At 68.8% G+C, this 13,250-nt stretch carries 10 protein-coding genes; 5 read left to right on the forward strand and 5 right to left on the reverse strand.

The features are described 5' to 3' along the window. Positions 1-19 precede the first annotated feature (19 nt). A complete protein-coding gene (gene motB, locus F817_RS0103675; RefSeq protein ID WP_024326383.1) occupies positions 20-970 on the forward strand; it encodes a flagellar motor protein MotB in 951 nt (316 codons plus the stop codon). A 1-nt stretch (position 971) separates the two neighbouring features. Beyond that, positions 972-2,042, forward strand: a complete 1,071-nt coding sequence (locus F817_RS0103680; RefSeq protein ID WP_024326384.1) for a GTP-binding protein — start codon at positions 972-974, stop codon at positions 2,040-2,042. Positions 2,043-2,133: 91 nt separating this feature from the next. Here F817_RS0103680 and F817_RS0103685 read toward each other — a convergent pair whose 3' ends face one another. From F817_RS0103685 to F817_RS0103705, 5 genes are all read right to left on the reverse strand, one after another. Then, positions 2,134-2,922, reverse strand: coding sequence for a sulfite exporter TauE/SafE family protein (locus tag F817_RS0103685; RefSeq protein ID WP_024326385.1), 789 nt, complete (start codon positions 2,920-2,922; stop codon positions 2,134-2,136). 22 nt (positions 2,923-2,944) lie between these two features. Then, the gene (locus F817_RS0103690; RefSeq protein ID WP_024326386.1) at positions 2,945-3,925 is read right to left on the reverse strand and encodes a M14 family metallopeptidase; all 981 of its coding nucleotides are present in this window, start codon (positions 3,923-3,925) and stop codon (positions 2,945-2,947) included. A gap of 84 nt (positions 3,926-4,009) precedes the next feature. Then, on the reverse strand, positions 4,010-7,915 hold the full coding sequence (locus F817_RS0103695; RefSeq protein ID WP_024326387.1) for an EAL domain-containing protein: 3,906 nt from the start codon (positions 7,913-7,915) through the stop codon (positions 4,010-4,012). Between the two features lie 14 nt (positions 7,916-7,929). Beyond that, a complete protein-coding gene (locus F817_RS0103700; protein ID WP_024326388.1) occupies positions 7,930-8,364 on the reverse strand; it encodes a response regulator in 435 nt (144 codons plus the stop codon). Further along, positions 8,361-10,448, reverse strand: coding sequence for a PAS domain S-box protein (locus F817_RS0103705; protein ID WP_024326389.1), 2,088 nt, complete (start codon positions 10,446-10,448; stop codon positions 8,361-8,363). Before F817_RS0103705 ends, F817_RS0103700 begins: the two co-directional genes overlap by 4 nt. A gap of 263 nt (positions 10,449-10,711) precedes the next feature. On the opposite strand from F817_RS0103705, the gene hisI reads away from it, so the two are divergent. Genes hisI through F817_RS0103720 form a run of 3 tightly spaced genes read left to right on the forward strand, consistent with a single transcriptional unit; the run spans position 10,712 to position 13,223 of the window. Further along, positions 10,712-11,152: a phosphoribosyl-AMP cyclohydrolase gene (hisI, locus tag F817_RS0103710; protein ID WP_024326390.1), complete on the forward strand. Its 441-nt coding sequence runs from the start codon at positions 10,712-10,714 to the stop codon at positions 11,150-11,152. After that, the gene (cysS, locus tag F817_RS0103715; RefSeq protein ID WP_024326391.1) at positions 11,149-12,558 is read left to right on the forward strand and encodes a cysteine--tRNA ligase; all 1,410 of its coding nucleotides are present in this window, start codon (positions 11,149-11,151) and stop codon (positions 12,556-12,558) included. Before hisI ends, cysS begins: the two co-directional genes overlap by 4 nt. A gap of 11 nt (positions 12,559-12,569) precedes the next feature. Then, positions 12,570-13,223, forward strand: a complete 654-nt coding sequence (locus tag F817_RS0103720) for a DUF1007 family protein (RefSeq protein ID WP_029681025.1) — start codon at positions 12,570-12,572, stop codon at positions 13,221-13,223. Positions 13,224-13,250: the final 27 nt, after the last annotated feature.

Raw genomic sequence — 13,250 nt, forward strand, 5'->3', positions numbered from 1 at the left:
GGCCGTCCGGACCGCATTCATGGGCGTCGAGGACAAAACCCAGCCAATCATCGTCAAGAAGAAGGTGGTCAAGGCGGCCCACCACGGGGGCTCGTGGAAGGTTGCCTTTGCCGACTTCGCCACCGCGATGATGGCCTTCTTCCTGCTCCTTTGGCTGCTCGCGGCGATGGAGGCCGAGGAACGCGCAGGCCTGTCCGAGTATTTCCAGAATCCTTCGGCCTTCGAAGGGCGCGCCCCCGTGCCCGGTCAGGCACCCGGCGACGGGACCGGCGTGGACCCGTCCATTATCGATTTCGAGGGCCTGCCAGAGCTGATGGAAGACCCGGAATCCGTAGCGCCGCCCAGTGGCATCGACGAAGAAACCCTGGACGACCTCGCCGAGGCGCGTGATCGCGAGGCCCTGGAGACCCTGCAGGAGGCGCTGGAGGAAGCGGTCGAACAAAGTCAGGCGCTGGAGCCCTTCAAGGACCAACTCCTGCTGGACATCACGCCCGATGGCCTGCGCATCCAGATCATCGATCGCGAGAATCGGCCGATGTTCGACAGCGCCAGCGCGCGGCCGCTGGACCATGCCGACGCGATCCTGCGCGAGCTGGCCGCCCTGATCAACAAGGTTCCCAACCGGGTCTCGATCACCGGTCACACCGATGCCCGGCCCCTGCAGCGTCCGGACTACACCAACTGGGAACTCTCGGCCGATCGCGCCAATGCCGCTCGCCGCGCCCTGATCGCCGGTGGCACCGAACCCGACCAGATCGCCCGGGTCGTCGGCCTGGCCGCCAGCGTGCCCTTCAACCGCGAGAACCCCGAGGCCGCAATCAACCGCCGCATCTCCATCATCGTCCTCAACAAGGAGGCCGAGGAGGCGATGCGCGACAGCCTCGAGAGCGAAGGCGTCCGCGCCGACACGCTGGCACCGGCCGACGAGGATACCGGCACGCCACCGGCACAGCCGGACGAGGAGACCTGAGGTGGCACAACACCGCGACATCCCGCTCAACCTGGTTACCGGCTTCCTCGGTGTCGGCAAGACCACCGCCATCCGCCATCTGCTCGCACAGCGCCCGGAAGGCGAGCACTGGGCCGTGCTGGTCAACGAGTTCGGGGAGATCGGCGTGGACGGCGGCCTGCTGGCCGATACCGGCGTCGCGCTGGAGGAGATCCCCGGCGGCTGCCTGTGCTGTGTCTCCGCGCAAATGTTCACCGTCGGCCTCAACCGGCTGATCCGCAGCCAGCGACCGGACCGCATCCTGATCGAGCCCACCGGGCTCGGCCACCCGGCGCAGATTGTCCGCACCCTGACCGAGCCCCCCTACGCCGGCGTGCTGGACCTGCGCGCCACGGTCACCCTGATGGACGCCCGCCACCTCGCCTCGCCGCGCCACCGCGAGCACCCGAACTGGCGCGACCAGATCGCCCTGGCCGACGTTCTGCTGGCCAACAAGGCCGATCTCTACAGCGAAGCGGACCGCGAGGCGCTGCAGGCCTTTGTCGCGGCGATGCCGCCACCGCGGCCCCTGGTCGTGGAAACCACTCAGGGGCGTATCGAACGCGAGTGGCTGGACCGCCCGCGCCTGGACCGGGGCGGCGCCCTGTTCCCCGAGGCGCGCGACTTTCTCGTGACCGCGACCGCGGGTGGGCCCGCCAGCCACGAACACGAACACGAACACGAACACCATCATGATGACGCCGCCCACACCGCAGACGAGTGGGTCACCATCGACACCCGCGGCGACGGCTACATCGGCCGCAGCTGGTTGCTGCCCGAGGGACAGCGCATCGACCATGCCACCCTCGTACACCTGGTCGACGGCTTTGCCGGCGACCGCCTGAAGGGCCTGGTGGAGACCGACCAGGGCTGGCACCGCCTCAACCGCGTGGACGGCCACGGCGGACTGGAGCCGATGGACGCCCCGGACACCCCGCTGCGGCCGCGCCTCGAGGCCATCCTGCCAGAATCCGAAACCGCCACCCTGGATGATCTCGCCCGCATCCTCGAGGCCGCCCACGCGCCAGCCGCCGGCCCCAAAACCCCGACGTAGGATGCGTTGAGCGCCGCGAAACGCATCAGTCGGAAGGCGGGCGATTTTCCGGGTACTCGATGGTGATGCGTTTCGCTACGCTCAACACATCCTACAAATTGGGCGATGCAAGCCAGGCAGGATCGAGAAAAAACAGGACGGTCATCACCGCGCCGATCCCGGTGACCGCGTGACGGTACCCGGCCTCCGGCATACGGCGCACCAGGGCGATGCCAAGCCGCGCCCCGAGGATCGCCCCGGCCCCAACCGCCAGCAGCCCGGTCGCCACCACCTGGCCGCCCGCGATGTAGACCACGACGGCCATTAACGTCAGCACCGAGGAGAGCAGGTTTTTGAGCGCGTTGGCCCGGGGCAGGTCCGCCGCGCCCTGGCCACGCAGGATCGCCAGCAGCAGGATGCCGACCCCGCCGTTGAAATACCCGCCATAGGCACAGCCCAGCCCGGCCCCCAGCATCCGCAACGCTCCCGGATGCGGCCGCGCCGCCTGGCGCTGCAGCCAGGGCCCCAGCGCGAACAGCGCGGTGGCGACCAGCAGCAACCAGGGGATCAGGACACCGAAACCGGCATCGCCGGTCAGCAGCAAGGCGACGGCCCCGAGCGCACCGCCCAGAACCCCCGCGAGCAGCAGCCCCCAGGCCAGTCCCGGCCCCAGTTCGCGCCAGGCGGCGCCCAGCGCGCGCCGATCCGCCAGCACGCTGGCCAGATAGCCGGGCAGCAGTGCCGCGGTCCCGGTGGCATTGGCGGCCACCGGCGGGACACCCACGCTCATCAGGGCCGGCAGCGTCACGAAGCTGCCACCCCCGGCCACCGCATTCAGCAACCCGGCCAGGAAACCAACGGCCAGAAGCAGCAGCGCGACGCCGGAAGGCGCGAAATCCATGTCGGGCGGGCGGAACCGCGGCTCAGATCACCCGGCGGTCGCTGAACTCGGCCCGGTAGAACCACTCGTTGCCCGGCAGCGCGTTGGGGTTGGGGAACACGATGAACCCGGGCTCTGGCGCCCGCACTTCGGTCCCGTCGGCGCGGACGCCGATCAGGTCGCCCGCCTGCAGCGGGTCGAAGCTCTTCCATTCACAGGCAAAGCGGTCGTCCGGATGATTCCGGTCGATGACCTCCACCAGGCGCAGCACTTCCGGGTCGCCCTGGCCCGGGGTGGCCGGGGCCTCCAGCATGTCCAGGTGCGCCAGCGTGTTGATGATCGCGTTGTAGGCCACCACCGGGGCCTGCGGGTCGTCGTGCTGGCCGCACTCCAGGGTCACGCCATAGCCACCCTGGCTGCGCATGTATTCGGTGGTGCCGACCCCGTAGCTGGGATCGGTGCTGAGGATTTGTGCGCGCTGGCTGGCGTTCGGGTTTTTCATCCGCTGCGCGACACCACGGGCGTAGGTGTCCAGCCAGCCCTCGACCATGCGCCGCGGCCCCAGACACGCCGCCAATGCCTCTTCCTCGCACGCCTGCGCGAAGCCTTCCAGCTCGCCGTCGTTGTTGCGCGGGCCGAGCATGATGAACGGCTGCCCCCCGGTGTGAAACGAATGCAGGTCCAGCAGCACGTCGTGCGCCGCCAGCAAGGGGCACAGCACGTTGGCGATTCGGTCCTCGAAGTCCTGCGGCGCATCGGTCACGCGCAGGTTGCGGTTCAGGTTGCGCTCGCCCATGCGCTGCCCCAGGTCATAGGCGAGCGGGTTGGTCCGCGGCACCAGCGTCAGGCTGCCCCGAAGCAGGTCGCGTTCGCGGGACTCCAGTTCGGCATGGACCCGTTCGGCGGCCTGCGTGCCACAGGTCTCGTTGCCGTGCACCGCGCCGAGCACGATCAGACGCGGCCCCGGCTCAAGCCCGTGAAAGGTGATCGAACGCAGCGCAGTGGGACGGGACGAATCGGACATCGGGGCAGCTCCGGGCTGGGGGTGGCTGAAAAGACGCGAACCAAGGCTACCGGAGCGCCCCGGACAGCGCCACGGGGCACACGGTCATCCCGACGTCAGTGCGCCGTGCCGCGTCATCCAGTCTGCCAGCGCCCCGAGTTCCAGCGGCCGGCTGTAGAAATAGCCCTGGCCCAGGGCACAACCGCGCTCCCGCAGGAAGGCCGCCTGCTCGGCGGTCTCCACGCCCTCCGCGATCACCTGCATGTTCAGGTTGCGCCCCATGGCGATGATGGTGGCGGCGATCTCGCGGTCGGCGCTCTCGCTGGCCACCCCATCGACGAAGCTGCGATCAATCTTCAGCACATCCAGCGGGTACGTCCGCAGGGCCGCCAGCGAGGAATACCCGGTACCGAAGTCGTCGATCGCCAGGCGCACGCCCAGCTCCTTCAGGGCCACCAGCCGCGCGATGGCCTGTTCGCCCTGCTGCATGATCGCGGTCTCGGTAATTTCCAGTTCGAGCTGTTCAGCAGGGAACCCGGTCAACGCCAGGATCTCCGCCACGCGGTTCACGAAGTCGCCGCGCTGCAGCTGTACCGGCGAGAGATTGACCGCCAGGCTGAAGTCCCCGGCACCGCGATCCAGCAACGTCCGCCCGGCGTCACAGGCCTCGCGCAATACCCACTCGCCCAGCGCAACGATCAACCCGGTGTCCTCGGCAATCGGGATGAAACGATCCGGGGGAATCATCTCGCCGTCCTCGGTCTGCCACCGCAACAACGCCTCCATGCCGAAGGGTCGCCCGTCCTCCAGCGCGACCTGTGGCTGGAAGTGCAGACGCAGCTCGCCACTTTCGGTCTCCACCGCATGCCGCAGGCGGTTCTCCAGTTCGAGGCGCTCGTCGGCGGCGCGGGTGAGGGCCTGGGTGTAGACGCTCCAGGTCTGGCGGCCGGAGGCCTTGGCCTGGTACATCGCCGCGTCCGCGTGCTGGATCAGCGCGGTGACCGAATCCCCGTGCTCGGGATAGAGGCTGATGCCGATACTGCCGTTGAGGTACACCAGGCGCCCGTCCTCCAGCGCGAACGGGCGCTCCAGGCTTGCCAGCAGGTCGCGAGCGCAACGGGCCACGGCCTCGTCGCTGGGCGGATTCTCCGCCACGACCAGGAACTCGTCCCCGCCCAGGCGTCCCAGGGCATGGGCGGGGCCGACCGCCTCGCGCAGGCGCCGGGCCACCTCGACCAGCACCTGGTCCCCCACCGGGTGCCCCATGGAGTCGTTGACGTTCTTGAAGCGGTCCAGGTCGAGGCTCAGCACCGCGATGCGATAGCCGTCTGTCCGCGCCCGTTCCAGCGCCTGCCCCAGCATCGCCTGCAGCTGACTGCGATTGGGCAGGTCGGTCAGGGCATCGTGTTGCGCCAGGTACTGCAGCTCATCCTCCGACCGGCGGAGCTCCGACATGTCGGTCAATACACCGGCGTAATGCAGGGCCTGGCCCTGCTCGTCGTTGACGGTATTGAGGCTCAGCCACTGCGGGGCCACCTCGCCATTGCGCCGCCGGTTCCAGATCTCGCCCTGCCAGTGTCCCTCTCGCTCGAGGCCGTCCCACATACGCTTGAAAAAGTCGGCATCGTGCCGCCCGGACTGCAGGAAACTCGGATTGCGACCCATCACCTCGGCCTCGGAGAACCCGGTGATGTCGGCAAAGGCCGGGTTGACCGCGACGATCCGCGGGGTCAGGTCGGTGATGACGATCCCGTCCCGGGTGCTCTCGAAGACCGCGGCCATCCGCCGCAGGCCCAGCAAGGCCTGACGCCGCTCCAATGCCGCGCCCAGGCTCGACGCCACAATGCGCGCCAGGCTCTGGTCCGCATCGCTCCAGCGCTGGGCGCGCTGCACCCGGTCCAGGGCAAGGAAGCCACGGTACTCGCCCTCCACATACAGCGGGACCAGCAGTGCCGCCTGGCACTGGGCCGCCTCCATGAGCTCGCGTTCGGCATCCGGCAGGTCACGGGTCAGCACATCCACCGCCCCGCCGTCCTGCAGGATCGCATGCCAGCGCGGCAGTAGCGATTCCAGGCTCAGGTTGCGCAGCGGTGGCGGCCGGATCGCGTAATCGGTGTCCGTGCGTACCCAGTAGTAGCGGTGTACGTCCAGGGCCTCGCGGACGTCATGGTCCAGCTCGGCCACCAGCACATAGGCGCGGTCGGCATGTGTCTCCTGCCCCAGTTCGGCCAGCAGGCGATGGATCACACTCGCGGGGTTGTCCTCGCGCAACAGCTCCACGGTGAGCTCCGCCGCGGTGCGCAGTGCCCGTTCGCGTTCGCCCAGGGCCTGCGCGGCGCGCAGCTTCTGCACGGCCAGCCCGGCGATCTGGGTAAATTCCTCGATCAGCACGCGCTCGCCGGCATTGGGCCCGCGCGCGGCGGCGACATAGATCCCCAGGGTGCCCAGCACACTCCCGTCGGCATCGTGGAAGGGAAACGACCAGCAGGCGTGGAAACCCGCCGCGTGGGTGAGGTCGCAGTAACCGGCCCAGTTCGGATGGGACCTGCAATCCTCGACGACCACCGGCTCCCCGCTCCAGGCGGCCTCGCCACAGGAGCCCATACTCTGCTCGGCGCGTATCCGGCGCGTGGCGCTGCGCAGCGGGTCCGGCACGCGCGGCGCGGTCACCGCGTACAGCTCCTGGCTGTCGCCATCCAGCAGCATCAGGCAGCCGTGCAGTTCGGGGGCCAGCGATTCCAGCCCCTTGACGACATCTTCCAGCAGGCGCGGATCGCGTTCGCCGGTGGCCAGACGCGCGAGCACGTTCACGCGCACCTCCTGAATGCGCTGATCCAGGACCCGTCGGGTCACATCCACCAGGCTTCCGGACAACCCCTGCGCCCGCCCCGCGGCATCCAGATTGATGTGGCCCCGAAGTTCCAGCCAGCGCAGCGAACCGTCCGCCGCGCGCAGCCGGATCTCGGTCTCCATCCGACCGTCGTCGGCCTCCGCGGCGCGGGCCAGCAGCCGCGCCACCATCCCGCGATCCTCCAGCGGTATGAAGGACAGCATCTCCCCGCCGATCGCGGCCTCCACAGAGTGCCCGGTGATGGCCGTCCAGGCGGGGTTGAGGAAACGCCAGCACCCCGCGGCATCGGTCTCGAAGACGATGTCACCGGCGCGCTCGATCACCTCGCGGTAGCGGCGTTCGGAGGCCGCCAGCGCGGCGCGCTCCCGGCGCAGCCGCGCCCGGGCATGCACCTGGTCCAGTAGAACCGGGAGCATTTTGAGGTAGCCGTCGCGTTTGACCGCGTAGTCCTCCACGCCCATGCGCAGGGCGCGCGCGGCCAGATCCTCGGTGCCCTGCCCGGTCACCAGGACCGTCGGCAGGTCCAGGCCGCGCTCCTCGCGCACCAGCCGTGCCAGCTCCAGGCCATCGATCCCCGGCAACCGGTAATCCACCAGCAGCAGATCAAAGCCCGGGTCGGCGCCGGCCTTCTGCGGCAACGCCGCCAGGGCCTCCTCCGCCGTGTGAACCGCTTGCAGGTGGATGTGCGGGGCGGCATGCGCCAGTTCGCGCCGGGTCAGGCCGATATCGAATTCATTGTGCTCGGCATACAGCACCCGCAGTGGCTCGTGCGCATCGATCACGCGCAGTTCGCGCCGGGCGCGGGCATCCACGACGCGTCCCGGCAGACGTTCCAGGTAATCGTCGGACTTGGTCAGGTAGTCATCAGCCCCGGCGCGGAACGCCGCGACCACCGACTCCTGTTCACCGTGCCCGGTCAGCACCAGCACGGCCTCGCCGCGACCCGCGGTGTTCAGCTCGCCGATCAGTTCGAGACCGCTGCCATCCGGCAGTCGCAGGTCCTCCACCACGCAGTCAAAGGCCTCGTTCCCGGCCAGCGCGTCCCGCGCCTCGGCCAGCGATGCCGCCAGGTGCACCTCGGCGCCCGGCACCTGCCGCTCCAGGGCCCTACGCTGCAGGTCGGCATCCGCCGGATTGTCTTCCACGAGGAGGATTCGCATGGGCTTCGCCGGATTCAGCCCGGCGCCTGATTCAGCAGGCACCAGTAAAGCTCCACCTGCTCGGCCACCTCGACGAACTTGCCAAAATCCACCGGCTTGACGATGTACGAATTGGCCCCGCAGTCGTAGGCGGTCGCGATGTCGCGGTCCTCGCTGGAAGAGGTCAGCATGACCACCGGGATGCGGCGGAAGCGCTCGTGGGCACGGATGCGCCGCAGCACCTCCAGCCCGTCGACCTTGGGCAGCTTGATGTCCAGCAGGATCACCGCCGGTGGCGCCAGTTCACCCCGCTCCCAGTGCTCGAGAAACTCCAGGGCCTCCACCCCGTCGCGCGCGATCTCCAGCGGATTGGTGAGATTGCGCCGCTCGAAGGCGCGGCGCATCAGATCGATGTCCACCGGATTGTCCTCGACCACCAGGATGGAGGGCTGGCGCGAGGTCGTACTCATCGAGGGAACTCCACGTGGAAGATGGCGCCCGCGCCCGGCGTGCCCTCGGCGCGGATCTTCCCGCCGAGGCGGTTGACCGCCCGGCGTACCAGGGCCAGGCCAACGCCGGTCCCGGGATAGGCCTCGGCGCGATTCAGACGCTGGAAGATATCGAAGATGCGCTCCTGAAACGCCATGTCGAAGCCGATCCCGTTGTCGCGTACCGAGATTCCGAGCGTAGCACTGCGGGATTCCGCCTGCACCGTCACTTGGGGTGTTGCGCGCTCGGCACTGAATTTGAATGCATTTTCCAGCAGGTTGCGCAGGATCAGGGCGACCCCGTCGGGGTCACTCTGGAATACCAGATCGGGATCGATCTCCAGCGTGATCTCGGCACGTTCGCGCAGGGCCGGATCCACCGACTCCACTACCTCCTCCACCAGTGCCCGCACCCGGATCTCGCGATCCTCCAGTGGCCGGCGTTCCATGCGCGAATAGGCGAGCAGATCCGAGATCAGTTCGTTCATCTGCGCCACGCCCTGACGGATGTTGCGCACGAAGGTGCGTCCCTCGCCCTCCAGTTGCTCGCCGTAGTCCGTCTCCAGCAACTGGCTGTAGCCTTCGATACCGCGCAGGGGCGCCTTCAGGTCGTGGGACACGGCGTAGGAGAAGGATTCGAGTTCCTGGTTCAGCGCCTGCAGCGCCGCCGTGCGTTCGGCTACCCGCTGCTCCAGCGTGGCGTTCAGGTCGCGCAGTTCGAGTTCCTGGCGCTTCAGCTCGGTGACCTCGAGGACCGTGCCCTGCACGTAGTGCATGCCGTCCGCCCGCTCAATCGGGGCCTCCATGGTGATGCTGAACCAGGCATCCGCGCGGACCTCCGGGCGGGCCTTCAGCAACAGCCGGCGCGGCCCGGGCCGGCCGCCCGCCAGCAGCGCCTCCATCGCCGCGGAAAAGCTCGCGCCATCCTCCGAGTCGAGACCGAAGAAATTGCGGGCAAAGGCCTCCAGCGTGGGCGTGCCGTAGCGGGCGTCACAATCCAGCAGGCCGTAGAGGCGATCCGACCACCACATCTCGCGAGTCTCCAGGAGGTACTCCCAGCTGCCCAGCCCCGCGTGGCGTTCCGCCTGGCTCAGGCGGTCCACCTGACGCGCCAGCGCGGCCTCGGCCTGCTTGCGCGCCTCGATGTTGCGCAGGGTCACCAGCAGCAGCCGCTCACCGGCGATCTCGGTGGCCTGCAGGTTGGCCTCCACCCAGAAACCGTGGCCGTCACGGTGGCGCGCCCGCCACTCGAACACCAGCTGTTCGCCGCGCCGGGCGCGCTCCATCAGCGCCTTCTGGCGCTGCACGTCGTAGCCGGTTTCATCCGCGGTCAGATCTTCCACGCTGCTGGCCAGAAGTTCCGCCCGGCTGTAGCCGTACATCTGCTCGGCGGCGGCGTTCACCCCGATCAGGGCCTCGGTATCCAGGTCCTGCAGCAGGATCGCCTCCTGCACGTTGTCGAAGATCGCGCGGAAGCGGGTCTCCGAATCGCGCAGGTCCCGCTCGGCGCGCAGGCGTTCGGTCACATCCAGCAGCAGACCGTGGATGCGGGTCACCCGGCCGGACTCGTCGCGGGTGAGCCAGGTCCGGTCCTCCAGCCAGATCCAGCTGCCCGCACCACTGCGCACGCGATAGACCTGGGTGTAACGATCCGGGCCATGGTCGATGTGCGCGGCCACATCGGTCACGATGCGGTCGATGTCCTCGGGATGAATCAGGTCGGCGTAGTGCAGATCGCCGCGCAGCAGGGCGTGACGGTCGATCTCCCAGCGCGCGATGTTGGGCGAGACAAAGGTCACCGGCCACCCGGGCGTGGTCGCCCATTCGATCGCGACGACCGGGGAGCGCTCGACGATTCCGTTGAGGCGGCGTGCCTCGCGGGAGGCGCGGTCGCGCGCCCGCAGTGAGTAGTAGACCAGCAGGAACAGCCCGACGGCAGTCAAGGCCACATAGCCCCAGCCCTTGAGGGTCTGCAACTGGGCCAGCAGGGCGACGTCATCGACCATCAGCAGCAAGGCGCGGTCGGACAGACCAATCCAAGCCAGGCCGAAGACCAGGTACACCACGGCGATTATCGCCGCCGTGCGCCCGGCGCTGGGCTTCCCGACCCTCTTACCGTCTCGCTCCATCAAGCCCCCCGGCTGTTGTGGAGACGCGTCCGGCCCTCCCTGCGAACGCCTGTCCTGTCTCGAGCATCGGCCACCCGGCGCCGGGGCGCAAGGGCCGCCGCACGGCAACCGGATGGCCCAGGGCGCGCGGGGCCCGATGCGGGCTTCGGGGCGCCCTTCGAAAATGCTATTCTTCGCCGCTCCCGCAAGCGGACGCAGCGATGTTCAAGCAACTCGAAGGCGAACCCCGTGGCGAGCGCCACCCGACCCCCGAGGTCCTGGAACGCCTGAAGCTCAACGCCGACGGCCTGATCCCCGCGATCGCCCAGCAGCACGACACCGGCGACGTGCTGATGCTGGCGTGGATGAACCGCGAGGCCCTGGACGAGACCCTGGCGACCGGACGCGTGTGCTACTACTCGCGCTCGCGCCAGGCGCTGTGGCGCAAGGGCGAGCAGTCCGGGCAGGTGCAGCAGCTGCATTCCCTGCACCTGGATTGCGACGGCGACACCCTCCTGCTGAAGGTGAACCAGACCGGTCCGGCCTGCCACACCGGGCGGCGCAGCTGCTTCTACCTGCAGGTCGAGCAGGACGCCGTCGTGGTCACCAGCGACCCCGAGATCGCCCCCGAGACGCTGTACGGCAAGGACACCGGCCAATGAGCGAGTCCCGGACCCTCATCCTGCACAACACCCTGGGCGGGCGCGACGAGCCCTTCGTGCCCCAGGACCCGAAGCGGGTGACGCTCTACGTCTGCGGCCCCACCGTGTACAACCGCGTACACATCGGCAACGGCCGGCCGGTGGTGGTGTTCGACGTGCTGTTCCGCGTGCTGCGCGAGCTCTACGGCACGGATCACGTGGTCTACGCCCGCAACATCACCGACGTCGATGACAAGATCAACAAGGCCGCCGCCGACAACGACGAGCCCATCGCCGCGCTGACCGAACGCTTCACGCGGGCCTTCCACGAGGACATCGCGGAACTGGACACGCTGGAACCCACCCTGGAGCCGCGCGCGACCGAACACATCCAGCCGATGATCGAACTGATCGAGCGCCTGATCGAACGCGGCCATGCCTACGTGGCCGACAACCACGTGCTGTTCGACGTGACCTCCTACCCGGACTACGGCGCCCTGTCCGGACGCTCGCTGGCGGACATGCAGGCCGGCGCCCGGGTCGAGGTCGCCGACTACAAGCGCCACCCCGGCGACTTCGTGCTGTGGAAGCCGGCCGCGGCGGGCGAGCCCGGCTGGGAAAGCCCCTGGGGCACGGGCCGCCCCGGCTGGCACCTCGAGTGCACGGCGATGATCCGCAGCCACCTGGGCCCGATGATCGACATCCATGGCGGCGGCCACGACCTGGTCTTCCCGCACCACGAGAACGAGATCGCCCAGGGCTGCGCGGCCGAAGGCTGCCACGAGCACGGCACCCACTACGCCCGCTACTGGGTGCACAACGGGCACCTGACCATCGACGGCGAGAAGATGTCCAAGTCGCTGGGCAATTTTCAGCTGCTGCACGACCTGCTGCGGCACTACCCCGGCGAGGTCCTGCGCCTGGCACTGCTGTCGCGCCACTATCGCGCCCCGCTGAACTTCTCGGAAGAGACCCTGACCCAATCGCGCAACAGCCTGAACGGCCTGTACCGCGTGCTGCGCGACGCCGCCGAGATCGAACCGGACCCGGTCGCCGCCGCCGAGACCCCGGTGTTCGCGGCGCTGCTGGAGGACCTGAACACCCCTGCCGCGATCACCGCGCTGCACCGCATGAGCGATGCCCTGGCGACCGCCACGGACGATGCCCAGCGCGCGCGGCGCAAGGGCGAGCTCCTGGCCGGGGCCGGCCTGTTGGGCCTGCTGCAGCAGGACCCGGCTGCGTGGTTCCAGGGCGATGCCGGAGACGACGAGCTGGCGGCCTGGGTGGAGGAACGCATCACGGCGCGCCAGGCCGCGCGCAAGGCCCGCGACTTCGCCACCGCCGATGCCATCCGCGACGAACTGACAGCCAACGGCATCGAGCTCGAGGACACCCCCGACGGCACGCGCTGGCAGCGCGCGAACTGAACCCCGTGCGCATGCGCTCCTGGCTCCTGCTCGTGCTTGGCCTGTCCCTGCCGGCCGCTGCACTCGCCCATCCGCATGCCTGGATCGACCTGCGCGTGGGCCTGGTCTTCAACGACGCCGGCGAATTGGTCCGTATGGACCAGTCCTGGCGGATCGACCCGACCTACAGCCACATGCTGCTGGAGGACCTGACCGGGCAGCTCGACGGGGACATCGACATCGACAGGGCCCTGGAACACGCCGCGGAACGCATGCGGGAAAATCTGGCCGGGCACGACTACTTTACCGAACTGAGTCTGGACGACCGGGACCTGGACGTCCCGCCGGCGGAAAACGCCCGCCTGACCCTGGAAGAGCGCCGCCTGCACCTGCGCTTCGAGATCCCGCTGGCCGACCACGACATTACGGCCGGCGATGCCTTCACCTACCGGGTGTACGACCCCGAGTACTGGATCGAGATCCTGCACGACCCGGATGACATCGTCTTCGTCGAGAACCGCCCCGGCTGCGAGGTGGCGATCACCGAACCCCGCCCGGACCCGCAGTTGATCCGCTATGCCGCCACCCTGGAACGCCAGGACCGCAGCCCGGTCGACCACCTCGGACGCCACTTCGCCGAGACGGCCACGCTGGAATGTGACCCGGGGGAAGACACACCGCGATGACTGGACATCACGCACACCACACTGCAC

Source organism: Thioalkalivibrio sp. AKL19 (assembly GCF_000420165.1).
Taxonomy (GTDB): domain Bacteria; phylum Pseudomonadota; class Gammaproteobacteria; order Ectothiorhodospirales; family Ectothiorhodospiraceae; genus Thioalkalivibrio.

Coding starts and splice junctions, on each gene's coding strand:
- motB (WP_024326383.1), top strand. CDS start 20: ATGGGCGTCGAGGACAAAACCCAGCCAATCATCGTCAAGAAGAAGGTG.
- F817_RS0103685 (WP_024326385.1), bottom strand. CDS start 2,922: ATGGATTTCGCGCCTTCCGGCGTCGCGCTGCTGCTTCTGGCCGTTGGT.
- F817_RS0103690 (WP_024326386.1), bottom strand. CDS start 3,925: ATGTCCGATTCGTCCCGTCCCACTGCGCTGCGTTCGATCACCTTTCAC.
- F817_RS0103695 (WP_024326387.1), bottom strand. CDS start 7,915: ATGCGAATCCTCCTCGTGGAAGACAATCCGGCGGATGCCGACCTGCAG.
- F817_RS0103700 (WP_024326388.1), bottom strand. CDS start 8,364: ATGAGTACGACCTCGCGCCAGCCCTCCATCCTGGTGGTCGAGGACAAT.
- hisI (WP_024326390.1), top strand. CDS start 10,712: ATGTTCAAGCAACTCGAAGGCGAACCCCGTGGCGAGCGCCACCCGACC.
- cysS (WP_024326391.1), top strand. CDS start 11,149: ATGAGCGAGTCCCGGACCCTCATCCTGCACAACACCCTGGGCGGGCGC.
- F817_RS0103720 (WP_029681025.1), top strand. CDS start 12,570: ATGCGCTCCTGGCTCCTGCTCGTGCTTGGCCTGTCCCTGCCGGCCGCT.